Consider the following 26,650-nt stretch of genomic DNA (forward strand, 5'->3'; position numbering starts at 1 on the left):
GCGATATGGAAAACCTGAAAATCCCGCCGGTGCTGCAATTGATCGCCTGCGCTTTATTGATGCGGCTGTTGGCGGGCGTGCCGGTGGCGGCTTTGCAATGGCCGTCTGCCGGAGTTTGGGCCTTGCTGCCCGCGGCGGCAGGTTTGGCCGTCGGCGCGGCGGGCGTGGCGGCGTTAAGGCAGGCGCAAACCACGATAAACCCCGTTTATCTCGACAAAGCCTCCCGTTTGGTGAGCAGCGGCGTTTACCGTTTTACCCGCAATCCGATGTATTTGGGCTTATTGCTGATGCTGGCGGCTTGGGCGTTGTGGCTGGGGCACGTCCTGTCTTGGCTCGGGCTGCCGCTGTTTGTCGCCGGTATGAACCGCTTTCAAATCCGCCACGAAGAGCGCGTGCTGGCGCACAAGTTTGGCGAGGATTATTTGAGCTATTGCCGTAAGGTACGGCGTTGGGTTTGAGGGAATGCCTGTCTGAAAAGGCTATACAACCATTCTATAAGCCGGCCCGAATATTGAGATACTGAATCCATACGGGTTGGCTGAAAATATAAACGCGCTTCATATTTTGGAAAAGATGCATTATGAACACTATCGAAACACATACTTTAACCCTGTCTGACGACCTTTCGGTCGCCTGCCACACCGCAGGCCGGCCCGAAGAAGAAGCCTGGGTATTTCTGCACGGCGGCGGTTTGGATTCGGCGATGCTGTCGTGGCGCGAAATCATAACGCAGTGGCCGGGCAACGAATACCTGGTTGCCCCCGACCTGCCCGGCTACGGCCAAAGCAGCAAACCCGATATCGACTACACGCTGGATTTTTACACCGAGCTTCTCTACACGCTTTGGAAAACGCTGGGCCTGCAGCGTATCAACTTATGCGGCCTGTCGCTCGGCGGCAGCGTGGCTTTGCAGTTTGCTTTGCGCTACCCCCACCTGCTCAAGCGGCTGGTGTTGGTGGCGCCGTGGGGCATCAGCACCGAGCTGCCGTGGCCGCGGTTGGGCGGCTGGTATGCCCGCTCGCGCTGGAACCTGCCGGCCTACCGCCTGTGCACCAGCCGCCTGCTGACCCGCCGCCTGATTGCCGCCACACTATTCGGCGATGCCGGCAAAATCAGCACCGAACTGGTGGACGAAGTGCGCGCGGCCGCCTTGGCAGAAGATGCCGGCAAAGCGTTCCAATCTTTCCAGCTCAGCGAAACCTACGGCGGCAAACCCACAGGCCGCCTGCTGCCGGAGCTGCCGAAAATCGACTGCCCCGTGCTGCTGGTTCACGGCAGCAAAGACCCGGCCGTGCCGCTGGCCGATGCCGAAGCGGCCGCCACCATCATGCCGCAGGCGCGGCTGGAAGTGTTTGAAGAGCACAAGCACTGGCCGCAAAAAGAAAGCCCCGAACGATTTTTGCAGACACTGGCCGAATTTACCGATGCAACCGCCGAATCGGTGTGAAATGCCTGTCTGAAACCCCCAAGGCAAGCCCATGCGCAGCATTAAAAACATCTTCTACTTAGCACAAAAAGAACTCCGCAGCCTGTTTTCCGACTTGGTGCTGATGGTGTTGATTGTGTTTATGTTTACGATAACGGTTTTGTCCGCAGCTGGAATCGACTCCGGAGTGAGAAACGCTGCCGTGGCGGTGGTGGACGGCGACCGTTCGGCGCTTTCCTACCGCCTGCGCGATGCCGTGCGCGAGCCGTTTTTCCAGCCGCCGCAGGAAGTGGCGGCAGAAGCGGTGAATGAGGCGATGGATAAGGGCGAGTACATTTTTACCTTGGAAATTCCGCCGAACTTCGAGCGCGACGTGCTGATGGGGCGCAGCCCCGAATTGCTGCTGCAAGTGGACGCCACCGCCATGTCGCAGGCAGGTTTGGGCGCGGCTTATCTGACCCGCATTCTGGAGCGTGAAACGGCGGAGTTTGCGCGGCAGCAGTCGGCGGAGAAATGGCTGCCTGTGAAGCCGGTGATCCATTCGCATTTCAACGCCAATGCCGAAGGCAGCTATTACGGGCCGCCGATGGAGTTGGGCAATATGGTGATGGTGTTGGCGCTGATTTTGGTGGGCGCGGCGGTGATCCGCGAACGCGAACACGGCACCATCGAGCATCTGCTGGTGATGCCGGTAAACGCCGCCGAAATCATGCTGGCGAAAGTGCTGGCCAACAGTGCGGTGATTTTGCTGGTGAGTATGCTGTCGATGTGGTTGGTGGTAAAGGGGATACTCGGTGTGCCGATTTACGGCTCCCTTCTGCTCTACGGCTTCGGCGTGGCCGTGTATCTGTTTTCCATTGCCGCGCTGGCGGTGATGCTTGCCACGATTGCGCCGAGCATGGCGCAGTTCGGCCTCTTGATGATTCCGCTGTATATGGTGCTGCTGCTGTTTTCCGGCGTGGGTTCGCCGCGCAACAATATGCCCGCAGCGGCGCAATGGATCAGCGAATATTGGCCGAGCACGCAGTTTATCCAGTTTGCCCAAAGCGTGCTGTTCCGCAATGCCGGCTTGAGCATCGTGTGGCCGCAGCTTTTGGCAATGGCTTTGACGGGGCTGCTGTTTTTGGCATTTGCCTTGATGCGGTTTAGAAAAATGCTGGAGCAGCATGGCTGAGTGTTGAGGATGCGGACAAAGGCCGCTGAGGCCGTCTGAAAACCATCATACAAAGGAGTGAGACAATGAGTGAAACCGAACAAAAACGCCTGCTTGAGCGTGTGCATGCCGAACCGTTTGCGCTGTGTTTTTCCGGTCAAGGGTTTGATTGGATCAGCATGTTGCGCGAGGCTTTGGCCGAAGGCGCGCGGGAGGAAACCGGCAAGATTGCCGATGCCGCCGCCCAAATGGTGGCGCCCGTGGCGGAGCAGCTCGCCGCCGCCCGCCCGCAGGGTTTTGCGCCGATTGCGTGGGCAGACAGCGACAGTAGCGAAATTGATTTAGTACGCGCTGCCGTGAGCGTGCCCGGCATTTTCCTTTCGCAAATCGCCAATCTGCACACCTTGAAAGCACGCGGGTTGGACATCGGCAAAGCAGCAGGCGTGATCGGGCATTCGCAAGGCATACTCGGGCGTTATCTGGTTAGCGAACCGCAACGCTCCGCCGAAATTCTGGCATTGGCCGAACTGATCGGCGCGGCCGCTACTTTGCAAGGCAGAAAAACCGGCATGTATATGCACGACGGCGGCCATGCGATGGTGATGGTGCAGGGCGTGAGCCGATCGCAGCTTGCCGATATGGTGGATAGCCTGTTCCCCGCCGCCTCAACCGACCCAGCCGCTCGCCCGTGCATCGGCCTGCGCAACAGCCAAGAAGCCTTTGTGGTCAGCGGGCGGCCGGAATCGGTGCAGCGCGTGTGTGATGAGCTCTCAGCCACAATAAAAGATTCAGACGGCCTTACCCCCGAATCGCTGCTTGTGCCGCTTGAAGTGGAAGTCGGCTTCCACCATCCCGCGCTGGTACCCGCCGTAGCGCAAGTAGCCGAATGGGCGGCGGCCTGCGGTTTGGACGCAGAACAGGCGCGCGGCATTGCGCAAAATGTATTGGTCGATCCGGTCGGTTGGGTAGAAGAATGCCGCCGCATGGCAGATTTGGGCGTCCGCCGCATTTTGGAAATCGGCCCCTCCGGCGGCGTGGCCATGCTCACAGAGGCGGTGTTGGACGGGGAGAATATAGATGTGTTGGATGTGTCCGACGCGAAAGGCAAGGCCGTGTTGTTCGGTGCGTGATAAACGTTGGTTTTTACGTTGAAAAGAAAGCATTGTTTTCAGACAGGCATTGCGCAAAGTTATGCCTGTCTGAAAACTTTATACAAAAAGGCTGATCAATCCTTCCGCCCCTATATAAACCAGCAGCAAGCCAAAGACCAAAGCAATCAGGCGGCGGGCAAGGTAATTTCACGCTAATACTTTAAGGCATCAAGCGCGTAGCAGATTGTGCATTTTTATCCATCATGCCTGCCGTGTAAAGAGCGTGTGTATCCGCTAATCTACCGTTTTTTTGATACTTCTTTGGCAGTTGTAACAATACACCCTGCCTTGAAAGCGGGCTTTGTTGCTCCAGCAAAAATTTGCCACTTTAGGGCTGACCGTTTTTTTGCAGCCGGCGCAGAACAAGCGGGCCGGCGCAGCATTCGGAGCATTATCTTGCACATCGGCTTGGTGCTGAATCTCATCTTGAGATTGAACAGAATCGACATGTTCCGCTTTAACCGGATCGGATTCAGCCGGCTCATTGATACCGAACCTTGCCCGCCAATTCATTTCCAATGGCCTGTGCAGAGCGGCTAAAGATTCGGCGAACGACTGCAAAGTTTCCGGAGAGATGATTTTAGATACCGACCTAACCATGCTAAAGATATTTTCATCATCAATATCTCTGTTGATTTTTTTAACGATTTGCTCGTTTTTAATGATTCTGTCTAAGCTCTCAACACTTTTTTCATTTTTAGGGCGTGAAATACGCGCTGAGTTGGCGATTAAAATCAGGCTGATGAGCTTGGGCTTCATTTTAACGCCCAGCCTGATTGGCAGCTCGATGCAGTCGCTGTCGAAAAGTCTTTGAAGCAGTTTGATATGATGGTTGTTTTGCTCTATCGGGGAAGGTATGCCGTAAGATTTTCCCTTATAAAATGCTGAAAATTCGCCATGTTCATTAATGGCAATGCCTTCGCCGAAGCGTTTGCTTTCGCAGACATAAATTTCCATAAAGCGGTTAAGCAGCAAATGGTCTATTTGAGCTACATGACCTTTATATTCCAGCCTTAAATCATGGATAACCATCCAATTTTTGGATTCACTCCACTGAAAATTCATGTGGTAGGCCGCTTCTTTTTCGCCTTTGATGCCGGACTGGATATTTCTGATTTCACGGCTGATTTTGTCTTTGGTATCGGAATCGATATAAGGCAAAGCCAATAATGTGTTTAGATCCTCAATATCATGTTCCCGATTATGTCCTTGTTTGATAATCATGACGGTGTTTTGCTTGATTAGCTTATTTAATATTTCAAAAGAATATAATTCTAACAAAGATAGATTGAAAACAATAGGCTGACACGGGCTTGCGAAGCCTGTGCAGGCCGTCTGAAAATTGATGAGATAAATATAATATTGAACTTGGGTAATACATTAATATCAAAAATTCGTTCTTTTGATTGTTTATCAGACTTTTAGTTTTGAAATGCTGATACCTATCTGAACACTGCAAGGAAACTCCATGAATATCCGCCGGCTGCCCGATCCGCAAACCTTGCTTTCATCACAGTGGCAACCTTATGCCGCATGGCTGGCAGCACAGGAAAATCCGCCTAAATCTTATCACGCACACCCGCTTGAATCGGCAGACGAACTGGTTATGTTGAAAAAAGATTTCGAGCGGCACGTCGGCATGTCGCTCGGGCAGTATATCCGTCTAAAACGCATCACGCACCTGATGGCACAACGCAATAGCAAATACGACAACAGGCTGACAGTCTCTGTGCGCGCCACCCCATTGGGGCAGATGCTGGCCGTATTCAGCACACAAGGTTTGTGCCTGCTGGAGTTTCCCGAGCGCAGAATGCTGGAGAGCGAACTCTTGGCCGTGCAAAAAGCATTTCAGGCGGATTTTGTGTGGCGCGACACGGTGCGCAGCCAAACTTTGCAGCAAGAGTTGGATCTGTATTTTGAAGGCCGTCTGAAAAATTTCACCACGCCGCTCGATCCGGTCGGCACACCGTTTCAGCAGCAAGTTTGGCGCGAGCTGCAAAGTATTCCTTACGGTGAAACACGCAGCTACAAGCAGCAGGCGGAACGCATCGGCAAACCGCAGGCCGTGCGTGCCGTAGCCTCTGCCAACGGTCAGAACAAAATTTCCATCCTGATACCGTGCCACCGCGTGATCGGCAGCAATGGCGATTTAACCGGTTACGGCGGCGGCCTTGTGCGAAAAAGGGCGTTGTTGGAATTGGAAGGCGCAATGCTTGACTGAAAAAGGATAAGATGGAAGTTGATATAGTCATAATGGTGTGGAAAGTGGTTGTAGCTTCCTCTCTCATCTCGTAGTGCTACAATAAGGGAAACCCGCACCCCGCGTCCTGATTTGTTGTAGCTTCCTCTCTCATCTCGTAGTGCTACAATCTGGCCGATATGCGCCAACACATCCATCTCGTTGTAGCTTCCTCTCTCATCTCGTAGTGCTACAATGCGTGCCTCCTCCGGAAAACGCCCGTTATAGTTGTAGCTTCCTCTCTCATCTCGTAGTGCTACAATGCGTGCCTCCTCCGGAAAACGCCCGTTATAGTTGTAGCTTCCTCTCTCATCTCGTAGTGCTACAATGCGTGCCTCCTCCGGAAAACGCCCGTTATAGTTGTAGCTTCCTCTCTCATCTCGTAGTGCTACAATTTGAAGCCCGATAAAGCGATTGAGTGGCTTGTTGTAGCTTCCTCTCTCATCTCGTAGTGCTACAATCCCAATTAGTCATTTCCTGCCCCTTTAAAAGTTGTAGCTTCCTCTCTCATCTCGTAGTGCTACAATAGGAAATGGCAACCATGCAGGCATTTTTGGGTTGTAGCTTCCTCTCTCATCTCGTAGTGCTACAATCGGTTTTGATACCATCCCGGGCAGCGTTCGGTTGTAGCTTCCTCTCTCATCTCGTAGTGCTACAATAAAAACGGTGATAACCGCATTACTCGCTTCGTTGTAGCTTCCTCTCTCATCTCGTAGTGCTACAATAATAATGCGGAGGAGTGGGCTGTGTCTTCTGTTGTAGCTTCCTCTCTCATCTCGTAGTGCTACAATTGCGGGAGATATTTAATCCACTTTATCGGCAGTTGTAGCTTCCTCTCTCATCTCGTAGTGCTACAATTCCTGTCATGGTGTATGGCAAGTTTCCAAGGTTGTAGCTTCCTCTCTCATCTCGTAGTGCTACAATAGCAGCCTCACCAACAACAATACCAGCTATGTTGTAGCTTCCTCTCTCATCTCGTAGTGCTACAATAGCAGCCTCACCAACAACAATACCAGCTATGTTGTAGCTTCCTCTCTCATCTCGTAGTGCTACAATCGTAAAGATGCGTGCCGCTCCAAATACTCGGTTGTAGCTTCCTCTCTCATCTCGTAGTGCTACAATTGGATTCCCAATCGGAACCGACTTTTTCGCGTTGTAGCTTCCTCTCTCATCTCGTAGTGCTACAATTCCCAACCCGTTTTTGCCGCGTTGCAACCGGTTGTAGCTTCCTCTCTCATCTCGTAGTGCTACAATATTGGGCATGGTGTTATGGCCACGCCACGCGTTGTAGCTTCCTCTCTCATCTCGTAGTGCTACAATGCATCTATCAAATCAGGCAACAGGCTGCCGGTTGTAGCTTCCTCTCTCATCTCGTAGTGCTACAATAGAGCCTTTGCTTGAGATTTTGAACCTGATGTTGTAGCTTCCTCTCTCATCTCGTAGTGCTACAATGGGTAGCCGAAGTAAAGCTAAGCAACCTGAGTTGTAGCTTCCTCTCTCATCTCGTAGTGCTACAATTGCTTTTTCAGCATAGACCTTAGCAACATAGTTGTAGCTTCCTCTCTCATCTCGTAGTGCTACAATCTCACCTTATCGTCTAAGCCTAACGTACTTGTTGTAGCTTCCTCTCTCATCTCGTAGTGCTACAATACGCATCAATGCGCTGGGACATACTTTCAGGTTGTAGCTTCCTCTCTCATCTCGTAGTGCTACAATATTAATGGCGGTATTCCCACAAATAAGTGAGTTGTAGCTTCCTCTCTCATCTCGTAGTGCTACAATACGCTTTAGACGGCCAAATGATAAGATTTTGTTGTAGCTTCCTCTCTCATCTCGTAGTGCTACAATACGCTGCATTTTTTTATCAGTCTTACGCCGGTTGTAGCTTCCTCTCTCATCTCGTAGTGCTACAATAAAACCAAGTTATCACCCAATTCTTTCCCTGTTGTAGCTTCCTCTCTCATCTCGTAGTGCTACAATCCTTTCGGCGATGCTGCCTGTTGAATTTGGGTTGTAGCTTCCTCTCTCATCTCGTAGTGCTACAATCACTAATTTCATTGCTACGACAACTATCATGTTGTAGCTTCCTCTCTCATCTCGTAGTGCTACAATCAATATTCAGCTATTAGTTTTGCATCTTGCGTTGTAGCTTCCTCTCTCATCTCGTAGTGCTACAATACTAGCAGTTCCCCCCTCCCTCAAGATCAAGTTGTAGCTTCCTCTCTCATCTCGTAGTGCTACAATCGGAAACATGGAGATAACGGCATTAATCATGTTGTAGCTTCCTCTCTCATCTCGTAGTGCTACAATGATAGTGGCCATGCTGAAAGCCGATGCGGGGTTGTAGCTTCCTCTCTCATCTCGTAGTGCTACAATCGTGTTATTTTCCGTGTTGTTGATCGTGGTGTTGTAGCTTCCTCTCTCATCTCGTAGTGCTACAATGAACATCACGGCAAACAGCATAAAAAACGAGTTGTAGCTTCCTCTCTCATCTCGTAGTGCTACAATGCTTAAGGTTGTGTATGCAATATGACTATCGTTGTAGCTTCCTCTCTCATCTCGTAGTGCTACAATTACGAAATGTTCGTATGCTTCGCTTTTTGCGTTGTAGCTTCCTCTCTCATCTCGTAGTGCTACAATTTAACCTTAGAGCCACCACCCGAACCGCCGGTTGTAGCTTCCTCTCTCATCTCGTAGTGCTACAATATTGAATTTAAACAGGCGGTCTTACGTTAAGTTGTAGCTTCCTCTCTCATCTCGTAGTGCTACAATTTTACCGGGCAGCGGAAGACGGCGTCAGTCGTTGTAGCTTCCTCTCTCATCTCGTAGTGCTACAATACTCGGATGCTGGGTTATAAGAATAATATCGTTGTAGCTTCCTCTCTCATCTCGTAGTGCTACAATCATAATACTGATTGTTTGAGGCGAGGGGCAGTTGTAGCTTCCTCTCTCATCTCGTAGTGCTACAATTAGGTGGATTAGTGTAGAAACAGCACTTCCGTTGTAGCTTCCTCTCTCATCTCGTAGTGCTACAATACCTCAACAGGGAAGCCTTATAAAATAAGGTTTCCCTGTTTTATTTTGGTTAAAAAAACGACTTTAAAAAAGCAAAAGTTGGTCGGCATTCACCTTTTTTTCGCGAGGTTTTGGCTCACCAATAAGCATAACCATGCTTGCATATTGTTTTTCTGTTACCTCTAAATAGCGGACTTGGCCTTCTTCGGGTAAATGTAGTAACAGTCTTTTGTGGTGTTTCTGCAACGCATCTCTTCCTTTTACAATGCGCGAATAAACTGACAATTGCAGCATGTGATAGCCGTCTTTCTGTAAAAATTTACGAAATTGATTGGCGGCTTTTCTCTTGGCTGTAGTGGTTACAGGTAAGTCAAAGAAAACGATTAAGCGCATAAATTGGGCCTCACTCATAATCATGTACCTTTAAGCTCAGCATTTGTGGCAACTTTAACAGCTTGGGCTTGTTTTGGCTGATGGCCGTCTGAAAAGATTGTATGGTGCGGTCTATGGCAGCCAATACACTATATTTGTTTCCGTCCAAAGCTGTTTGGCAGCATAACAAAGAGATTAGTTGTTGTTTGTTTGCGGGTGTAAGCTCCTCTGGCAGACTGTTTGAAAGCATCTTGTCGTAAACCAATAAATCAGTAATGGGGCGGTATGGTTCGATAAAGTCGTCGGCCAAATTGAAAGGATTGAGTTCGCTGCGGTGGTGCAGTCCGAGCGCAGGTAGAAAGCCGTATTGCACAAGCGCGCGGGCAACGGCCGAGCGCAGAATGCTGTAACCGTAATTCAAATGGGCATTGACGCTGTTTTCATGACTGCGGGTAAATTGTTCTCCGAACAGTACGCGGAAATACACAGCGGCAGCTTGGCTTTCGGCAAAGTCTTTATCGCCGGATTTTACGCTGTCGGCCAAGGCGTTCAGACGGCCTGCGGCAATATCGTGGCCGCTGTAATCGAGCAGCCAAGCCTGATTGCGGATTTTCTGTTTCACAATCTGTTGCCACAGCTGCTTTTTTTGCGGTTCTGTCATATTGATTTGTTGTTTGAGCACTTTCAGGATGCGATGATATTGTGCAAACGGCAGCCATTGGCCGCAGGGCAAGAACTGTTCGTCGCAGGTAAGCAGGGTGATGCCGTGTTGTGCCAGGGCTGACAGTAACGGTGCGGTTAGTACCACTTCCCGTGCTTCGACCACAATCACGGCGATGTCTTCCAGCGGTATAGGTATGGCTTCGTCCTGTTGAATCAGCAGATGGCTTTGTTGCAGCGACAGGCGTGCAGGGCGGCTGATTAGAATACTGCGCCAAGTCATTTGGTTTTCTCCGTAAGTATTCTGTTTTTAAATGGGTTATACAGCAAAACGGCTACACCATTGAAGGTGCAGCCGCTGAGGATTTATTTTTTCTTTTTGCCATTCAATTCAGTGCGTTTTTCTGCTTTGCACAAGCGGATTTCTTTGCCCAATGGGTCGACTTGGTATTTTTTTATGATCGGCTGATTTTGCGTACTGATCCGGAACTGCTGTTCTTTAGCGCTTTTATCATGATGTGCCAGCCAAAATCTACCATCCGAGCTGTCACAATTGATATAGTAAACTCGGAGTTCTTTGCTCATGTTATCAGGGTTTTGAATTTCAATAATGTCATATTTATATAAACTAAAACAAAATTCATAAGTGTCATCAATTTCATATCCTTTACAATCAACTGTCGGCAGCTCATTTTTTTCAACTTGCCAAGCATAGACGGGAACAATGAAATATTGCCTTTTCCCTTTTTTATCGGCTTTTTGATAGACATCCGCCCGAACCATATCACCGTTAGTATCGGTAATGCCGTTACGTACTTTTAAGCCATGTTTGGTATTTTCAATAATCCGCACTGCTTTGACCAATGACCCTTGTCCGCCATCTTTCGCAGGCTTGTAAAACGGCTCGGCAAACGCTTTGGCAGGATCATCTTTATATGCCTGCAATCGCTCCTGCAAAGCTCGATATAAAGCAGGCTCGCGGTCGGGATAGCCGACAATGTTTTCAATATCCTTCAGTTTTAACGCTGTCAGCGGTTTTTTCACCACGCTGATGTTTTCAGACAGGCGTTTGGCGGATTTGACGGTTTCAAGATGCCCTTGCCCTGTCATCTTGCGGTTGGGGGCGCGTGAGACAAATAAAGGCGATACAAAATCATGCAGCGCTTCAGGCCGGCTGTTTAATTTCTCTGCCAACTCTTCGCGCGGGGCGTCGCTGAACACCCGTATCATCACTTCTTGGCGGAAGAAATCCCACGGCTGCGGAATGCGGGTTTTGACTTCGCCGGTTTCGGTATTTATTGTTTCCAAGGTTTCACGCCGCTGCATGGCTTTGGTAATTTTCTGCTGCATGGAAACGGTGGAGCAGGCGACTACGATAGCATCGAGTGCGTGGTGGCGGTCGTTGTCTTCCCTAACTTTTTTCAAGCCCCACAGACCGCGCAACAAGGCAGTGATTTGGCCGTTTGAGGCGAATACGCGTCGTTTGCCCGCGCCTTGCAGATGCAGGCTTTTTTCAATAAAGCCGCATAAAAAGCGGGCAATATAACGGGTATCGTTCAGATTGCGTTCCAAAAAGCCTTGTTCGGTTTTGCTGTCCAATTTGGCCGTCTGAATACGCTGTTTTTTAGCATAAGGAAAACGACAGCCTTGTACTCTCGCCTGAAATTCGCGCCAGCGTTGGCTGTCGCGAGCACCATCAAGATATTCATAAGGCGTTTGGTTGCGCTTTTTCTGGTTTTCGCTGCCCAACACCAGCACTTTGTTGTTAAAGCTGTCGTCCCACGTGCGGGAAAACGGCAGGGCGTGGTCGATTTCCACATAGCCTTTTTCATTCAGACGGCCTAAATCTATCGGTATGCCCGAATACAGGCATTTGCCCTGTTGCTGTTGGTACAGGCGCAGTTTCAGAATATCGCCGCTTTTAGGTTCTCCGGTAAAACGCGGGAACAATTCTTTAAAATGTTCCGCCGCACGTTCGCGTTCTTTGCGGTTTTCTTCCTGACGTTTTTCGATTTCCTTTCGGTCTTTAAACGATTTGCCCAACTCGCGCGCCGTTTCGATATGCACCCGTTGTGGCGAACCGTAGCGGCGGATAATCGCGTTAATCACTTTGCGTGCTTGTGTGAGTGTGCGCAGTACCACGGGATTGCGGATTTCGTTGGCAGGAATTTGTGGCAGCAGCATTTGGTTTTTTGATTCTGCCAAGGCACGGTGATCGCCGTAAACTTCTTTGCAGGCTTCGTCATAGCGTATGCCGCGTTCCATTAAAGGCAGAATATTGCTTAAGGCTTTCAGTGAAAGTTGGATGAACTTATCGAAGTTCAAACCGGCCAGCAGCGCATCCAACACGTTTTCAGGCAGCCTTAAAGCGGCCAACTCTGCTTTAATGTCTTCATCGGTTTTATATACTGAAAATGCCGTACCAATCTGATCCAGTATTTCGGGGTTGCGGATGCGGTTTTCCCATTCGCCTTTCAAACCTGCTTTTTCCAGTACTGTGCGGATTTTGTGGTAGGCCTTCATTTCCATCAATGCGCCGTTTTCCGCCTTGAGGCCGTCTGAATCTTTTCCGTAACGCAGCCCTTTGAATACTGCGCTTTCAGGCAGATTCAATATTGAACGCACCTGTTTATACGTTAGTTTGGCTTTTTTATACGGCTCGTCCAACAGTTGTTTGCGCTCTCCTTCATCCAAAGCCCGATCTTCGCCGTTGTACAGAATCCGCAGGTTGTTTAGTTTGGTCAGCCAAATAAACCGCTCGGCAGAATAAGTATTTTTAGCCGCTTTGTATTCGGAAGGCTCAAATGTGCATTTACCGAGCATTTTCAACACTGCTTCACCCTGTAAGGCACTGCGTTGCGTCATCAGTAATTCGTCAACTTTGCTTTGCAACTCTGCCGAAGCAAACGGGTTTCCGAGCGCACATTGCCGCTCGAACAGCAAATGCAGCTCTTTCTGTAAATCCAAGCGGTTGAAAGTGTGGGTGTAATCACCGCCTTTATTGCGCAAACGCCCCGATTGTTCCGCAAATAATTTAACCGCCAATTCGGCAGGCGTGCGGTATTGTTCGGAGCTTTCTGACAGCAGTTTGCTGTTTTCGGCCACGCCGGCAAGGAGACGTCCTAATTCTTTGTTTTCCGTTTGGGTTTCGCTTTTTCGTTGCGACAGATAACCGCGGTGTTTGACCAAATGCAGCAATACCGCCGCCCACTCTTGATTTGTCAGTTTTCGCTCCAAGCCCGCCACACGCAACTGCCAAGCATCAATCGGCAGATTAGGCAGTCCGTCTGAATTAAAGTCGGCAGCACTCAAAATACCTTCGCGCTTGAGCAGGCGGCGCAACCGCAGTAAACGGTGGGCGCGGCGGCGGATTAAGCGGCGCACACTGCGCGCCTGCCTGCGGGCCAAGGCTAAAGAATCGCCTGTTTTCGGCACTTCCGCCCGTTCAAACGTGCGTACCCCGCAATCCAGCAGGCCGACGGGATTTTCCGCTCCATCCACTAAGATCAAGGCCCAGCCTACTGAAGCAATACCCAAATCCAAACCCAAAATATAGCGTTGCGGCTGTTTTTTCATTTCTTCCCCTTTTCATCTTGATTTACAAAAAAATACATACGCTTATTTATAGTAAAGAAATAAATATTTGACAAGTGTTTTCATCATCATTAGAATCAAATTTATTGTTGCACTACGAGATGAGAGCCGTTGCTACAATAAGGCCGTCTGAAAAGACGTGCCGCGACGTAAAGATTCAGAAATGAGTTGAGCCCCTGTTTAAGTCCGCTTAAACAGGGGCATCGTCTTTATTAATATCTGAAAAAGCCTGTTATGGTGAATCAACTTAGAAATAGTACGCTCGTCATACTCGGGCTTGACCCGAGTATCTCGAGCTCCGATAAACTCAGAAGATACTCGGATCAAGCCCGAGTATGACGCTATCGTTGTTATCTAAGTGGATTGACTATACAAGGAGCAGGCCGTCTGAAAACAATCAACTGTTCCAAAGTTAGGAACCTTAAAATTGATATCAAAGGTGCGGTATTCTTAATAAATATAAAATATCCAATATACCCAAGCCGTGAATCTTGATATGGCAGTTTGGTTGGACAAAAAATATTGTTGGAACAGGAAGGCGCAATGCCTGTCTGAAAAGGTGCATACAATGAATTACGAAGAACTGCTTGCTATCCTTACCCGCGAAGCCGACCCTGAGCGCGCCATGCCGATGAAAGCCTATATGAGACACCGTTTCGACTATCTCGGTATTTCTAAGCCGCGCTTGGTAAAAATCTGCAAACCGTTTTTTAAAAGCGGAGCAGCGGAAGAGGTTGATTGGCGGTTTGTCGAACAATGCTGGGCCAATCCGCACCGCGAGCTGCAATACTGTGCGCTTGAGTATCTGAAAACCATGCAGAAAAAGCTCACGCCGCAGGATATTCCGCGCCTGCAAAAGCTGATTACCGAAAAATCATGGTGGGATACGTCAGACGTGCTCGACCGCATTGTCGGCGGCATCGCTTTGGTTTACCCCGAAACCAATGCCGTGCTGCTGGATTGGAGCAACAGCGATAATATCTGGCTGCGGCGCGTGGCCATCGATCACCAGCTTTTGCGCAAAGACAAAACCGACACTGCTTTGCTGGAGCAAATCCTCTGCAACAATTTGGATCAAAAAGAATTTTTCATTAATAAAGCCATCGGCTGGGCCTTGCGCGATTACAGCAAAACCAACCCCGAATGGGTGCGGGCATTTATCGAGCGATACCGCAGCCGCATGGCGAAACTCAGTATCCGTGAGGCGGAGAAATATGTGTAGCCCGCCGTAAGTCGGATTCTCGAATTTACTTAAACGATATACACAAGGAGTCTTCAGACGGCCTCTATGCTTGTCTGAAAAAAGAATAAAGGAAAAGCTATGAAACCCCATTTGAACCATCTTACAAGCAGCTTGATGCTGGCGTTGGCACTTGCCGCCTGTAAAAGCACTACCGTGCCGCTCGAAAGCAAAATCGACGTTCCGCAAGCCTTCAGTCAGGCGGAAGCAGCGGGCGGCAGCGTGGAAATCGGCCGCTGGTGGCAGCATTGGAATGATCCCGTACTCAGCCGTTTAATCGAACAAGGCTTGCAGCAAAACCACGATATCCAAATCGTCCGCAGCCGTTTAAACGAAGCGCGCGCCATTATGCGGTTAGCGAATGCCGATAAAGGTCCGACAGTCGGTGCGGGCGCTGAAGCCTCGCGCATCAATGCCCGCATCAGCAACCCGCTGAGCGACGAAACCCGCGTCATGCTCGGCAGGATTCCGCAGGCTGCCGATTTGGCAGGCGAGCATTTTACCTTGAAAGGCAACAGCCTCACGGGCGGCTTTTCCGCGTCGTGGGAGCCGGATATCTTCGGGCAGAAACGCAGCGATGCCGATGCCGCCGCTTATGCCGCGCTCGGCCGGCAGGAAGAGGTGTACGGCACGCAAGTGCTGATTGGCGGGGAAATCGCCGAGCATTATCTGCAAGCCCGCGCCGCCCAAGCGCGTTTGAAATCGGTAAACCGCAATATCGCCACCGTTGAGCGGCTGGCGAAATATGTGCAGGGCCGTTTCAAAGCAGGCCACGTTACCGCTTATGAAGTAGACGAAGTCGCCAGCAAGCTCACCGCTTTGCGTGCCAAACAAAGCACCATCGAATCGGAATACGCCGCCCATGTGCGCAGCATCGCCGTGCTTACCGGCCAAACCCCGCAAACATTCACTTTACCCGAAAGCAAGGCCGACGTTTTAACCGCGCAACCCGCCGCGCCCAGCGGCCAAACCCCGCAAGGCTTGCTTGAACGCCGCCCCGACATCCGCGCCCATGCCGCGCAAGTGAATGCCTATGCCGCCAAGCTCGCCAGCGCCAAAGCCGATTTGCTGCCGCGGTTTACCATCGAATTTTTGGGCAGGGGCACCATCAGCATCGACAGCGACAGTGATTTAAAAGGCTGGGGCAGCTTAATCAAAGCAGGCATCCAAGTGCCGATTTTCACCAACGGGCGCATCAAAGCCAATATCGCCGCCGCCGATGCACGGCTTCAGACGACCTTATTGCAATACGACCAAAACATCCTTAAAGCCCTCGGCGAAGTGGACAGCGCATATCAGGCACACAGCGCGCTTACCCGCCAAAACACCTTGCTCGTTACTGCGCATAAACAGGCGGCCAAACAGGCGGGCGATGCCGAAAAACTGTTTAAATACGGCAATAAAACGCTGGATAACGCTCTTACCGCACGCTTGAATGAAGAAGAGATGCAGGAAAACCTGATTCAATCGCAACTGGCGCGCGCGCGGATGCTGATTGGTTTGTATAAGGCATTGGGCGGCGGCTGGGCTGCCAATTAGAAGAAAACTTAAAAGAAAACAGAGCATGCCTGTCTGAAAAAGAAAAATGCGTTTTCAGACAGGCATATAGTTAAACCACTTACATAATAATAGTACCCTCATACTCGGGCTTGACCCGAATACCCCCAAATTTACTGAAACTCAAGATACTCGGGGCAAGCCCGAGTATGACGTGTGTACTTTTTCTTAAGTTGATTGACTATATGATGTAAAAAAGCGTACCGCCGAAGCAGTACGCTTTATTTATGTCAGCCACAAAGGGTTTTGAATCAGTTGAATGTGTAGCGCAAACCGGTAGATACTTCGTGCGCTTTCAGGTCTGAATCCAAACGGTTGTAGCGGTAGCCCACATCGGCGGCCAGATTGTTGCTGAATTTGTAGCCCACACCGGCCATCGCACCGTAGCCTACTTTGGTTTTGCTTTCGGAAGAGTGAGAGCGTATGCCGGCTGAAACGCCATGCGATTCATACTTCAACCGGTTGGCAGATAAGCGCGCGCCAACGTAGGGTTGGAAGTTGGATTGCAGCGGAATATCGTAAATCACAGATGCGCCCATGCCTTGGGCTTTCACTTTAACGTCCAGCTGCTCATCGCCTTTTTTGGCGCTGTCATTCATGTTTTTGTAGTGGGTGTAATCACCGGCCACGCGCACGTCGCCGAAATCATAACCGGCGCTCACACGGGGCATAAAGCCCGAATCTTTGTACGAGTTTTTCAGGCTTTTGAATGTGTCACGCACTTTGAATTTCTCGTCATCATCTACTTTTACATTGGCCAAGCCGATATCGCCTTGAATGTAGGGGCCGGTTACTTCATCGGCCATTGCAGCGGTAGAAAACGATGCTCCCAAAGCTGCCACCATAAAGGCAGCCAAACGTGCAGATTGATGTTTCATGCGGAAACCTTTCTTGAGTTGATTTGATTATGAGCGGATATGCTCATTTGCCTGTTTCGTCAATATTGACACAGGTGCTTAAAATTGTAGCAAGCCTGATGTTAAAGCAAACAGGTTTTGTGTAAGGTTGTTTTTTATTTGTGCCGGAATTGTTGCGGATTGTAAAAACAGCTCAACGAGTTTCAGATGCCTGTCTGAAACGTTAAATTGGGTTTCAGACAGGCATGGTTACGAACCGTTCAAACCGGGTTTGTGCATTTTAAAATGTGGCTTATTCGTCCACTTCGTCGGCAGAGGGCGGTATCCAGTTGGCGATAAAGGCGTCGATGTCGGCTTCGGGGGTGTCGGCGTCGGCGAGGATGCCGATCAGGGTTTTGACCGGCAGGGTTTCGCCTGCGCCGTGCAGGATGCGGCGCAATACGCCTGCGTCGGCGGCTTCGACGGCGTTGGTGAGCTTGTCGGTGTCGATGCTGAGGATTTCCATGCCGACGGTTACGGGGGTGCCGATATCAACCAGCCATTCGCTGATGGTGCCTTCTTCCATGGTCAGACCCCATTTGGGGATGATAACGGGTTTGATGTTGCTCATTGTTTTCTCCTTTGTTTATTGTGAATGCCGTCTGAAAAAGTTTTCAGCGGGTGCAGGTAAGGTATGGCTTCGGCGGGGCGGGCATTTTTGCCCGCCGTTTGTTTGATCATGGTTTTCAGACGGCCTCAACCTTACCTAATGTTTTGTGCACGGCTTCGGCGATTTGTTTGCCGCTGGGCAGATATAGTTTTTCCAGCACGTTGGAGAACGGCACGGGCGTGTGCGGCGGCGACACCATTTGGATGCCTGCTTTGAGTGCGCCGAACATGTGCTGGCACACTTGGGCGGAAATGTCGGTGGCGATGTTGCAGCGCGGGCTGGCTTCGTCGACCACAACCAAGTGGCCGGTTTTTTCTACGGAATTCAATACGGTGTCGATGTCGAGCGGCGAGAGGGTGCGCAGGTCGATGATTTCGACTTCAATGCCTTCTTTTTCCAACAGTTTGGCGGCATCCATGCTGCGCTGAACCATCATGCCGTAGGCGACGATGGTGGCGTCTTTGCCCTCGCGAACGACGTTGGCTTGGCCGAAGGGGATGGTGTAAAGCTCTTCCGGCACGTCGCCTTTTACGCCGTACAGGCTTTTGTGTTCGCAGAAAATCACGGGGTCGTTGTCGCGGATGGCCTGAACCAGCAAGCCTTTGGCGTCATAAGGGTTGGAAGGGCACACCACTTTCAAGCCCGGCACATGGGTAAACATGGGCGTGAGCATTTGGCTGTGCTGCGCCGCTGCGCTGAAACCGCCGCCGACCATCGCGCGGATAACGACGGGGGTTTCTGCCTTGCCGCCGAACATATAGCGGAACTTGGCGGCTTGGTTGAGAATTTGGTCGAAACACACGCCCATAAAGTCGATAAACATCAATTCGGCAATCGGGCGCATGCCGCAGGCGGCGGCGCCGATGGCCGCGCCTATGTAGGCGGCTTCGGAAAGCGGTGTGTCCATCAGGCGGTCGCCGTGTTTGGCATACAGGCCTTTCGAGAGGCCGAGCACGCCGCCCCAAGCATCGCGTTCGCCGCTGGCGCCTGCGCCGCCGATGATGTCTTCACCCATCATAATCACGGTGGGATCGCGGCTCATTTCCTGATCGATGGCTTCGTTAAGCGCTAATTTCATGGTTAATTGGCGGGACATGATCTGTTTCTCCTGTTTTTAAATAGCTGTGGAATCAACTTTTCAAATGGTGCATGAAAGATTCGGTTTTGCAGCTATCGCAAATAAACTTAATTTGCTACGGCGTTGCTGCGCCTAGCCGTACTGCTTGTACTGTCTGCGGCTTGCTGCCTTGTATCAAAAATAACTTTATTTGCTACATATGATTTTTAATAAGATACATAAACATCGGTCAGCAAATCTTCCGGCGTCGGCACCGGCGCGGCTTTGGCTTCCTGCACCGAGCGTTCGATCAACTCGAGCACTTCTTTGTCGATGGCGTCCAATTCGGCATCGGTAATCACGCCGGCTTCGGTAACGCGTTGGCGGAAGATTTTCAGGCAGTCGTGATGGGCGCGCAGGTTGTCGACTTCGCCTTTCGGGCGGTAGGTTTGTGCGTCGCCTTCAAAGTGGCCGAAGAAACGGTTGGTTTTGCATTCGAGCAATGCCGGGCCGCCGCCGTTGCGGGCGCGCCGGATCACTTCGCCGGCGGCTTCGTAAACGGCGAAAAAGTCGTTGCCGTCCACCACCACGCCGGGGATGCCGAAACCGATGCCGCGGTCGGCGAAGCTGTTGGCGGCGGTGCCGTAATCGCGAGCGGTGGATTCGGCGTAGCCGTTGTTTTCAATCACAAAAATCACCGGCAGATTCCAGATGGCCGCCAAGTTCAGGCTTTCCAACACGGTGCCTTGGTTGGCCGCGCCGTCGCCGCAGAAGGTGATGGCCACGCCGCCTTTGCCCTGAAATTTGGCTGCCAACGCGGCGCCGCAGGCCAGCGGCGCGCCCGCACCGACAATGCCGTTCGCCCCCATCATGCCTTTCGACAAATCGGCGATGTGCATCGAACCGCCTTTGCCGCGGCACACGCCGTCGCGCTTGCCGTAGATTTCTTTCATCATGCCGATTACGTCCACGCCTTTGGCGATGCAGTGGCCGTGCCCGCGGTGGGTACTGGCGATGTGGTCGTTGTCGTTCAAATGGGCAATCACGCCCACGCCGGTGGCTTCTTCTCCGGCATACAGGTGCACGAAACCGGGAATCTCGCCCCGCGCGAAGTCGATATGCAGCCGCTCTTCAAATTCGCGTATCGTTTTCATGCGGCGGTAAACGTCGAGCAGCTGGTTTTTTTCTAAAGGCAGTTTGATGCTCATTGGGTTTCTCCTTATTCAACGGGTTTTCGTTTATGCCTGTCTGAAAAAGTGTTTTCAGACGGCCTTTTTGGTTTTGTTTTTGGGGTGTACGGTTTGACTGTTTCAAAATATATAGTGAATCAACTTAAAAATAGTACGCTCGTCATACTCGGGCTTGACCCGAGTATCTCCTAAACTTACCGGAGCTTGAGATACTCGGGTCAAGCCCGAGTATGACGGTATCGTTATTATGTAAGTGGGTTGACTATACTTTTTCAGACGGCCTGCCGTGCCTGTCTGAAAACATTTACTGTTACCGTTTGCCGCGTCTTTGCGTGTTGATAAATTGCAATACCGCGGGCACGTCCAGCGTGTAAAACGCGCCTTCCTGCAAAGTGATGGCAATGCTTTCTTCTTCGCGGAACACGATTTCCCGTTCGCCGTCCAATGCCACCAAGCCGGTTTGCCCGCTCAGGCGGTATTCGTCGCCCTCGAAAAAGCGGCGGTAAGAACCAATGTTGATGTATTCGATCATGCCCGGCGTGAGCACGGCCTGAACGGAAAACGCTTTATCCGCCGGCTCATACGAACCGTAAGACGGCACCAGATCCACCAGCAATCCGCCGGCTTCATAGCGGCCTACCGGTTCCAAAGCCGCCGCCACGGCCGACAGCCCCACCGCCTCAACTGAAGCTTGTGTAGTGATAAACGTGCGCAGCGTATCTGTTTCGCTGATGGCTTTTGAACCCAGAATGCCCTCGTTCAAAACAGCCGCGTCAATCAGCGCAATTTCATGCAGCACTTCCTTTCCTGCCGCGTCGTATTTGCGGATATGCAGGCATTTATTGGCGCGCAGCGAATGTTCGCGCGGCACGTTTTCAACGGCATACAGGCCCACCGCCCACGCCGTGATGGTTACTTCGCGCATCGGCGGAAACGCATTGTTGGTGCCGGTGGAAATGCCCGCGATGGGAATATCGCCGCAGCCTTTCGCTACCGCACGGTGCGTACCGTCGCCGCCCAACACCAAAATCGCCGACACACCTTCTTCACGCATCATCTCGGCCGCTACCACCGAATCGCCGGTGTCGTTGTTCACCGCCATATCCAGCCAGCGCAGCCGCGGCAGCGGATATTCCAGCGCGCTGACTACGGCCGGCAGCCGCCGTTCCAGCAGCATGCGCAAGCCTTCCATTTCCGGCATCAGCAGCACCTCGTCCACACCGCACGCCGCCAGCGCAGACAAAATGCGGATCAACATATTCACACGCTCGCCCAGCGGCAGCCCCGACGCATGGGAAATAATGCGGCGTATATCGCGGGCGGAAACGGGGTTGGCAATAATGCCGACGCGAACGGTGGCAGACATGGTTTTTCTCCTTGCAGATCTTGTTTTTAAAATAAGCAAAGCAATCCATGTGCCTGTCTGAAAATTTAAAGATAACTAAATGATTTTTAAGAAAAGATTTGTTTTTTAGATTTTTCAGACGGCCTGATGTGACAGTAACATCAGGCCGGTGTGACAAAGCAGATGTGACAGATGTGACGCTTAAGCATGACGCTATTGTGAAACGGATTTGTCGCATCGCTTTGGCGAAACTCTCAAGCTCGTTTTAGCGAAGCTCACTAGGTTCGCTTTCAGGCGGCCTTAACCATTCCTCATCATGTACAATAACCGCTTTATGCACTCGCACAATACAACGGAGCAAATATGAAACTCGAAACCCAAGCCATTCACGTCGGCTATAAGCCCGAACCCACCACCAAAGCCGCCGCCGTGCCGATTTACCAAACTACCAGTTACGCATTCGACAACACCCGGCACGGCGCCGATTTGTTCAATCTCAACGTGGCCGGCAACATCTACACCCGCATCATGAACCCCACCACCGCCGTTTTGGAAGAGCGTTTGGCTGCCATCGAAGGCGGCATCGCCGCATTGTGTGTGGCCAGCGGCATGGCGGCGATTACCTACGCCATTCAAACCATCGCCGAGGCGGGCGACAACATCATCGCCACCAAAACCCTCTACGGCGGCACCTTCAACCTGTTTGCCCACACCCTGCCCAAGCAAGGCATCGAAGTGCGCTTTATCGACTCGGCCAAACCCGAAGAAATCGCCGCCAAAACCGATGCGCGCACCAAGCTCGTTTACTGCGAAAGCATCGGCAACCCTGCCATCAACGTGGTTGACCTGCGCGCCTTTGCCGAAGCCGCCCACGCAAAAGGCTTGCCGCTGGTGGTGGACAACACCGTCGCCTCGCCCGCCCTGTGCCGCCCGATTGAACTCGGCGCCGACATCGTGGTGGAATCCCTAACCAAGTACATCGGCGGCCACGGCACCAGCATCGGCGGCGCGATTATCGACGGCGGCAAATTCGATTGGACCAAAGGCGACCGCTTCAAAGTGCTGACCACGCCCGACGTGTCTTACCACGGCGTGAATTACAGCGAACACTTCGGCCCCGCCGCCTACATCGCCCGCGCCCGCGTCGTGCCGCTGCGCAATACCGGCGCCGCCATCAGCCCGATGAACGTATTCTTAATCCTGCAAGGCCTCGAAACCCTCGCCCTGCGCATGGAACGCCACAGCGACAACGCGCTCAAAGTGGCCGAGTTCCTGCAAAAGCACCCGCAAGTCAACTGGGTAAACTACCCCGGCCTGTCCGACAGCCCCTACAAAGCCCTGATTGACCGCGACTTCGCCGGCAAAGCCTCCGGCCTGCTCAGCTTCGGCATCAAAGGCGGCATCGAGGCAGGCGGCAAGTTTATCGACGCCCTGCAACTGTTCACCCGCTTGGTCAACATCGGCGATGCCAAATCGCTCGCAACACACCCCGCCAGCACCACCCACCGCCAACTCAATGCCGAAGAGCTGGCACAGGCAGGCGTGAGCGAAGACATGGTTCGCCTCTCCATCGGTATCGAACATATTGATGACTTGCTGGCCGATTTGGAGCAGGCTTTGGCTGCTGCTGTTTGATAATAGTCAAACTGCTTACATATAACAAAGCCTACCTACAATAATGCCTGTCTGAAAATTTTTTCAGACAGGCATTGTGCGAAAGATAGCCCAATACAGTAAACAAAAAAAGCCGCATATCAAATGCGGCTTTTGCTGTTCGTATTTACTCCACAGTTACCGATTTTGCCAGGTTGCGGGGTTTGTCGACATCGGTGCCGCGTGCCAGAGCAGCGTGGTAAGACAAGAGCTGTACCGGTACAGTGTGCACGATGGGCGACAGGGCGCCGACGTGACGTGGTGTGCGGATGATGTGTACGCCTTCGCTTTCTTCGAAGTGGCTGTCCAGATCGGTGAATACAAACAATTCACCGCCGCGCGCGCCTACTTCCTGCATGTTGGCTTTCACTTTATCCAGCAGTTGGTCTTTCGGTGCAATCACTACCACCGGCATATTTTCATCTACCAAAGCCAGCGGGCCGTGTTTCAATTCGCCGGCAGGATAAGCTTCCGCATGGATATAGGTGATTTCTTTCAGTTTTAAAGCGCCTTCCAGGGCAATCGGATAGTGGATGCCGCGACCGAGGAAGAGGGCGCTGTTTTTCTGAGCAAATTTCTGCGCCCAAGCAGCGATTTGCGGCTCCAGATTCAGCACATGTTGGATGCTGCCGGGTAGCTGGCGCAGCTCTTCGATGTAGTCGTGAGCCTGCTCTTCGCTGACCAAGCCGCGCATTTTGCCCAAAGTAACGGCCAAGCCGAACAAAACAACCAGTTGGGTGGTAAATGCTTTAGTGGAAGCCACGCCGATTTCTGCGCCGGCGCGGGTATAAAGCACCAATTCGCTTTCACGCGGCAGGGCGGATTCCATCACGTTACAAATCGACAGGCTGTGTTTGTGGCCCAAAGATTGTGCATATTTCAATGCTTCCATGGTGTCGAGCGTTTCGCCTGATTGGGAAATGGTCACAACCAGCTGTTTCGGGTTGGCGATCACGTCGCGGTAGCGGTATTCGCTGGCAATTTCCACATCGGTCGGCATTTTGGCGATGCTTTCCAGCCAGTATTTGGCAGTCAAAGCAGAGTAGTAGGACGTGCCGCAAGCAAGGATTTTAATGCTGTCGATTTCGTTGAACACTTCGCGCGCGTTGTTGCCGAAGTTTTCAGGCTCGAAGCCGCCGTCCAAAAACACTTCCGCGGTGTCGGAAACGGCTTTGGGCTGCTCGTGGATTTCTTTTTGCATAAAATGGCTGTACGGGCCAAGCTCCAGAGATGCCAACGACAGCTCGGATACTTTCACTTCGCGCTTGGCTTGCTGGCCGTTTTTGTCGAGCAGTTTGCTGATGCCTTGGGCGGTTAAGAGACCGATATCGCCGTCTTCCAGATAGGCGATGTTGCGGGTGAATGCAATCACGGCGGATACGTCGGAAGCAATGAAGGTTTCGTTGTCGCCGAAAGCCACCAAAAGCGGGCAGCCCATGCGTGCAACCACCATTTTTTCAGGTTGGTCGTTGGCAATCACGCCGATGGCGTATGCGCCGTGGAAACGGGCGCAGGCGGCTTGAACGGCGGCGAATAAATCGTGGCCGTTTTTGGTGTATTCATTGTGAACGCTGTGTGCAATCACTTCGGTGTCGGTTTGAGAGTCGAACGTGTAGCCCAAGTCTTGCAGGCGTTTGCGCTCTTCTTCGAAGTTTTCGATGATGCCGTTGTGAACCACGGCAATCAGGCTGCCTGAAATATGCGGGTGGGCATTAGGTTCGGTTACGCCGCCGTGTGTGGCCCAGCGAGTGTGGCCGATACCGATATGGCCGCTCACGCCTTCGGCTTTGGCAGCGTCTTCCATTAATTGAACGCGGCCTACGCGGCGCACACGGGTAATTTCGTTGCCGGTTTGAACGGCAATGCCGGAAGAGTCATAACCGCGGTATTCAAGACGCTTTAAGCCGTCGGTCAGAAAATCTACTACGTTTTGATTGGCGCGGATGGCGCCGACAATACCACACATATTTTTGTATCCTTCTGTTTAAATTATGCTTTGGTAAGCTTTCTGCTGTGGATGGTGTAAAGTTTCAATCATTGCCGATACACAGTTGGGTGTATGGTTTTCAGACAGGCATGGTTAACGGGGGTATGCCTGTCTGAAAGCAGCGGCCTATTGCTCTTTCTTTTCTTTTACGGGGCGAACCCAGCCTTCAATTACGGTTTGACGCGCCCTCGCCAATACCAGGGTATGCTCAGGGCAGTCTTTGGTAATCACGCTGCCGGCGCCGGTGGTTGCACCGGTTTCAATGCTCACCGGAGCCACAATCATTGAGCCTGAACCGATAAACACGTCATCACCGATGAAGGTTTTGTGTTTGTTGACGCCGTCGTAATTGCAGGTAATGGTACCCGCGCCGACATTGCTTTGGCTGCCGATTTCTGCATCGCCCAAGTAAGTCAGGTGGTTGGCTTTGCTGCCTTTGCCCATTACGGTGTTTTTCACTTCGACAAAATTGCCGATATGTACTTCGTCGCCCAGTTTTGCATTCGGACGCAGGCGGGAGAACGGGCCGATTTTGGCATGTTCGCCCACTTCGCAACCATCCAGATGAGAGAACGGGGAAATTTTGGAGCCTGCGGCAATTTTGGCATTGCGGATAACGCAGTTCGCGCCGATTTCAACATTGTCGCCCAGCTCTACATCGCCTTCGATGAGCACGTTAACGTCAATCACCACATCTTGCCCGTGTGTGAGTTTGCCGCGCAAATCGAAACGGGCCGGGTCGCGCAGGGTGATACCGGCGGTTAGCAGCGCCTGCGCCTGCTCGGTTTGGAAAATGCGCTCCAATTCGGCCAGTTGCAATTTATTGTTGACGCCTGCGGCCAAATGGGAAGCGGATACTTGAACGGGGTGCACGGCTATGCCGTCGCGGTTTGCCAAGCCGATTAAGTCGGTAAGGTAATATTCGCCTTGGGCGTTGTTGCTTTGCAAGGCATTGAGCCAGCCTTCCAGCTTATGGTTGGGCAGCACCAAGATGCCTGTGTTGATTTCCTGCACGGCTTTTTGCACATCATCGGCATCTTTTTCTTCCACAATGGCCACCACTTTGCCGCTTTCGCGGATGATGCGGCCGTAGCCTGTGGGGTTGTCGAGTACATCGGTTAGCAGGCCCACTTCGTCGCCGGCGGCATTGAGCAATGCTTCTAATGTGGTTTTATTAATCAGGGGCACATCGCCGTACAGCACCAGCGTTTTGCCGTCGGCAGGCAGGTGCGGCAAGGCGACTTTTACGGCATGTCCCGTGCCTAATTGCTCGGTTTGCTCCACCCAAACCACATCGCGCTTAACGCGCGCCAAAACTTGGTCTTTGCCATGGCCGATAACCACGGCAATGCTTTGCGGATTGAGGCTGGCAGCCGTGTCGATCACACGCTCCACCATCGGCTGGCCGCCGATTTCATGCAGCACTTTGGGTTGCTTGGAATACATGCGCGTGCCTTTGCCGGCCGCGAGGATCACAATATGCAGATTATTTTTGTTCATGATGA

20 protein-coding genes and 1 CRISPR repeat array are annotated in these 26,650 nt (G+C 51.8%); of the genes, 9 read left to right on the forward strand and 11 right to left on the reverse strand.

Annotated features, from left to right (window positions below; genetic code table 11):
- Positions 1 to 5 precede the first annotated feature (5 nt).
- From AKG09_RS03000 to AKG09_RS11845, 5 genes are all read left to right on the forward strand, one after another.
- Positions 6 to 458 carry an isoprenylcysteine carboxylmethyltransferase family protein gene (locus AKG09_RS03000; RefSeq protein ID WP_054618008.1) on the forward strand — a complete coding sequence of 151 codons (453 nt, stop codon included), beginning with the start codon at positions 6 to 8 and terminating at the stop codon, positions 456 to 458.
- A 122-nt stretch (positions 459 to 580) separates the two neighbouring features.
- A complete protein-coding gene (locus AKG09_RS03005) occupies positions 581 to 1,447 on the forward strand; it encodes an alpha/beta fold hydrolase (RefSeq protein ID WP_054618009.1) in 867 nt (288 codons plus the stop codon).
- A 31-nt stretch (positions 1,448 to 1,478) separates the two neighbouring features.
- Entirely contained in the window at positions 1,479 to 2,600 is a 1,122-nt protein-coding gene (locus AKG09_RS03010; RefSeq protein WP_054618010.1) for an ABC transporter permease, read from the forward strand.
- Positions 2,601 to 2,665: 65 nt separating this feature from the next.
- On the forward strand, positions 2,666 to 3,709 hold the full coding sequence (locus tag AKG09_RS03015) for an ACP S-malonyltransferase (protein WP_054618011.1): 1,044 nt from the start codon (positions 2,666 to 2,668) through the stop codon (positions 3,707 to 3,709).
- 18 nt (positions 3,710 to 3,727) lie between these two features.
- Positions 3,728 to 3,886: a hypothetical protein gene (locus AKG09_RS11845; protein ID WP_156320784.1), complete on the forward strand. Its 159-nt coding sequence runs from the start codon at positions 3,728 to 3,730 to the stop codon at positions 3,884 to 3,886.
- Between the two features lie 78 nt (positions 3,887 to 3,964).
- On the opposite strand, the gene AKG09_RS03020 is transcribed toward AKG09_RS11845, so the two are convergent.
- Positions 3,965 to 4,954 (reverse strand): nuclease-related domain-containing protein, encoded by a 990-nt coding sequence (locus AKG09_RS03020; RefSeq protein WP_054618012.1) that lies wholly within the window; start codon positions 4,952 to 4,954, stop codon positions 3,965 to 3,967.
- 244 nt (positions 4,955 to 5,198) lie between these two features.
- On the opposite strand from AKG09_RS03020, the gene AKG09_RS12360 reads away from it, so the two are divergent.
- Positions 5,199 to 5,951 (forward strand): methylated-DNA--[protein]-cysteine S-methyltransferase, encoded by a 753-nt coding sequence (locus AKG09_RS12360; protein ID WP_054618013.1) that lies wholly within the window; start codon positions 5,199 to 5,201, stop codon positions 5,949 to 5,951.
- A gap of 47 nt (positions 5,952 to 5,998) precedes the next feature.
- Positions 5,999 to 9,005: direct repeats of the CRISPR family, unit length 36 nt; unit sequence GTTGTAGCTTCCTCTCTCATCTCGTAGTGCTACAAT.
- Between the two features lie 63 nt (positions 9,006 to 9,068).
- Here AKG09_RS12360 and cas2 read toward each other — a convergent pair.
- The 3 genes from cas2 to cas9 all read right to left on the reverse strand — a co-directional run bounded on the left by cas2 (position 9,069) and on the right by cas9 (position 13,592).
- Entirely contained in the window at positions 9,069 to 9,395 is a 327-nt protein-coding gene (cas2, locus tag AKG09_RS03030) for a CRISPR-associated endonuclease Cas2 (protein WP_054618014.1), read from the reverse strand.
- Positions 9,388 to 10,299 (reverse strand): type II CRISPR-associated endonuclease Cas1, encoded by a 912-nt coding sequence (gene cas1, locus AKG09_RS03035; protein ID WP_054618015.1) that lies wholly within the window; start codon positions 10,297 to 10,299, stop codon positions 9,388 to 9,390. The genes cas2 and cas1 overlap by 8 nt, the downstream gene beginning before the upstream one ends.
- 83 nt (positions 10,300 to 10,382) lie before the next feature.
- Entirely contained in the window at positions 10,383 to 13,592 is a 3,210-nt protein-coding gene (gene cas9 / locus AKG09_RS03040) for a type II CRISPR RNA-guided endonuclease Cas9 (RefSeq protein ID WP_054618016.1), read from the reverse strand.
- 586 nt (positions 13,593 to 14,178) lie between these two features.
- On the opposite strand from cas9, the gene AKG09_RS03045 reads away from it, so the two are divergent.
- Complete coding sequence (locus AKG09_RS03045; RefSeq protein WP_054618017.1) at positions 14,179 to 14,832, forward strand: DNA alkylation repair protein; 654 nt, start codon at positions 14,179 to 14,181, stop codon at positions 14,830 to 14,832.
- Between the two features lie 99 nt (positions 14,833 to 14,931).
- Positions 14,932 to 16,389 (forward strand): efflux transporter outer membrane subunit, encoded by a 1,458-nt coding sequence (locus AKG09_RS03050; protein WP_054618018.1) that lies wholly within the window; start codon positions 14,932 to 14,934, stop codon positions 16,387 to 16,389.
- A gap of 269 nt (positions 16,390 to 16,658) precedes the next feature.
- Here AKG09_RS03050 and AKG09_RS03055 read toward each other — a convergent pair whose 3' ends face one another.
- From AKG09_RS03055 to AKG09_RS03075, 5 genes are all read right to left on the reverse strand, one after another.
- Positions 16,659 to 17,285, reverse strand: a complete 627-nt coding sequence (locus AKG09_RS03055; RefSeq protein ID WP_054618019.1) for an opacity family porin — start codon at positions 17,283 to 17,285, stop codon at positions 16,659 to 16,661.
- A 271-nt stretch (positions 17,286 to 17,556) separates the two neighbouring features.
- On the reverse strand, positions 17,557 to 17,874 hold the full coding sequence (locus tag AKG09_RS03060) for a biotin/lipoyl-containing protein (protein ID WP_054618020.1): 318 nt from the start codon (positions 17,872 to 17,874) through the stop codon (positions 17,557 to 17,559).
- Positions 17,875 to 17,989: 115 nt separating this feature from the next.
- Positions 17,990 to 19,009 carry an alpha-ketoacid dehydrogenase subunit beta gene (locus AKG09_RS03065; protein ID WP_054618021.1) on the reverse strand — a complete coding sequence of 340 codons (1,020 nt, stop codon included), beginning with the start codon at positions 19,007 to 19,009 and terminating at the stop codon, positions 17,990 to 17,992.
- A gap of 188 nt (positions 19,010 to 19,197) precedes the next feature.
- Positions 19,198 to 20,178: a thiamine pyrophosphate-dependent dehydrogenase E1 component subunit alpha gene (locus tag AKG09_RS03070; RefSeq protein WP_054618022.1), complete on the reverse strand. Its 981-nt coding sequence runs from the start codon at positions 20,176 to 20,178 to the stop codon at positions 19,198 to 19,200.
- Between the two features lie 292 nt (positions 20,179 to 20,470).
- Complete coding sequence (locus AKG09_RS03075; protein ID WP_054618023.1) at positions 20,471 to 21,526, reverse strand: NAD(+)/NADH kinase; 1,056 nt, start codon at positions 21,524 to 21,526, stop codon at positions 20,471 to 20,473.
- Positions 21,527 to 21,868: 342 nt separating this feature from the next.
- Between AKG09_RS03075 and AKG09_RS03080 the strand changes: the two genes are divergently transcribed.
- The gene (locus AKG09_RS03080) at positions 21,869 to 23,140 is read left to right on the forward strand and encodes an O-acetylhomoserine aminocarboxypropyltransferase/cysteine synthase family protein (RefSeq protein WP_054618024.1); all 1,272 of its coding nucleotides are present in this window, start codon (positions 21,869 to 21,871) and stop codon (positions 23,138 to 23,140) included.
- Between the two features lie 145 nt (positions 23,141 to 23,285).
- On the opposite strand, the gene glmS is transcribed toward AKG09_RS03080, so the two are convergent.
- A complete protein-coding gene (gene glmS, locus AKG09_RS03085) occupies positions 23,286 to 25,124 on the reverse strand; it encodes a glutamine--fructose-6-phosphate transaminase (isomerizing) (protein WP_054618025.1) in 1,839 nt (612 codons plus the stop codon).
- A gap of 147 nt (positions 25,125 to 25,271) precedes the next feature.
- Positions 25,272 to 26,645, reverse strand: a complete 1,374-nt coding sequence (gene glmU, locus AKG09_RS03090; protein WP_054618026.1) for a bifunctional UDP-N-acetylglucosamine diphosphorylase/glucosamine-1-phosphate N-acetyltransferase GlmU — start codon at positions 26,643 to 26,645, stop codon at positions 25,272 to 25,274.
- Positions 26,646 to 26,650: the final 5 nt, after the last annotated feature.

It is taken from the genome of Neisseria sp. 83E34 (assembly GCF_001308015.1).
Taxonomy (GTDB): Bacteria; Pseudomonadota; Gammaproteobacteria; order Burkholderiales; family Neisseriaceae; genus Neisseria.